The following is a 1,390-nucleotide window of genomic DNA, read 5'->3' as shown; positions in this document are numbered from 1 at the left end:
AAAGGCGAAAAGAACCCCGGAGAGGGGAGTGAAATAGATCCTGAAACCGTATGCGTACAAGCAGTGGGAGCCTACTTTGTTAGGTGACTGCGTACCTTTTGTATAATGGGTCAGCGACTTATATTCAGTGGCGAGCTTAACCGAATAGGGGAGGCGTAGCGAAAGCGAGTCTTAATAGGGCGTTTAGTCGCTGGGTATAGACCCGAAACCGGGCGATCTATCCATGGGCAGGTTGAAGGTTAGGTAACACTGACTGGAGGACCGAACCGACTACCGTTGAAAAGTTAGCGGATGACCTGTGGATCGGAGTGAAAGGCTAATCAAGCTCGGAGATAGCTGGTTCTCCTCGAAAGCTATTTAGGTAGCGCCTCATGTATCACTGTAGGGGGTAGAGCACTGTTTCGGCTAGGGGGTCATCCCGACTTACCAAACCGATGCAAACTCCGAATACCTACAAGTGCCGAGCATGGGAGACACACGGCGGGTGCTAACGTCCGTCGTGAAAAGGGAAACAACCCAGACCGTCAGCTAAGGTCCCAAAGTCATGGTTAAGTGGGAAACGATGTGGGAAGGCTTAGACAGCTAGGAGGTTGGCTTAGAAGCAGCCACCCTTTAAAGAAAGCGTAATAGCTCACTAGTCGAGTCGGCCTGCGCGGAAGATGTAACGGGGCTCAAACCATGCACCGAAGCTACGGGTATCACCTTTTGGTGATGCGGTAGAGGAGCGTTCTGTAAGCCTGTGAAGGTGAGTTGAGAAGCTTGCTGGAGGTATCAGAAGTGCGAATGCTGACATGAGTAACGACAATGCGAGTGAAAAACTCGCACGCCGAAAGACCAAGGTTTCCTGCGCAACGTTAATCGACGCAGGGTTAGTCGGTCCCTAAGGCGAGGCTGAAAAGCGTAGTCGATGGAAAACAGGTTAATATTCCTGTACTTCCAGTTATTGCGATGGAGGGACGGAGAAGGTTAGGCCAGCCTGGCGTTGGTTGTCCAGGTTTAAGGTGGTAGGCTGAAATCTTAGGCAAATCCGGGATTTCAAGGCCGAGAGCTGATGACGAGTTGCCTTTAGGCGACGAAGTGGTTGATACCATGCTTCCAAGAAAAGCTCCTAAGCTTCAGATAACTGGGAACCGTACCCCAAACCGACACAGGTGGTTAGGTAGAGAATACCAAGGCGCTTGAGAGAACTCGGGTGAAGGAACTAGGCAAAATGGCACCGTAACTTCGGGAGAAGGTGCGCCGGCGAGGGTTAAGGACTTGCTCCGTAAGCCCATGCCGGTCGAAGATACCAGGCCGCTGCGACTGTTTATTAAAAACACAGCACTCTGCAAACACGAAAGTGGACGTATAGGGTGTGACGCCTGCCCGGTGCCGGAAGGTTAATTGATGG

The 1,390-nt window shown here is 51.7% G+C and carries 1 rRNA gene; it reads left to right on the top strand.

Features of this window, described 5'->3' with window-relative positions:
- Positions 1 to 1,390: ribosomal RNA gene (locus DB891_RS17405) — 23S ribosomal RNA — on the top strand; the annotation flags it as partial.

Origin of the sequence: Flavobacterium laiguense (genome assembly GCF_003097655.1) — a bacterium.
Taxonomy (GTDB): Bacteria; Bacteroidota; Bacteroidia; order Flavobacteriales; family Flavobacteriaceae; genus Flavobacterium; species Flavobacterium laiguense.
This window is presented reverse-complemented; position numbering and strand designations above follow the sequence as displayed.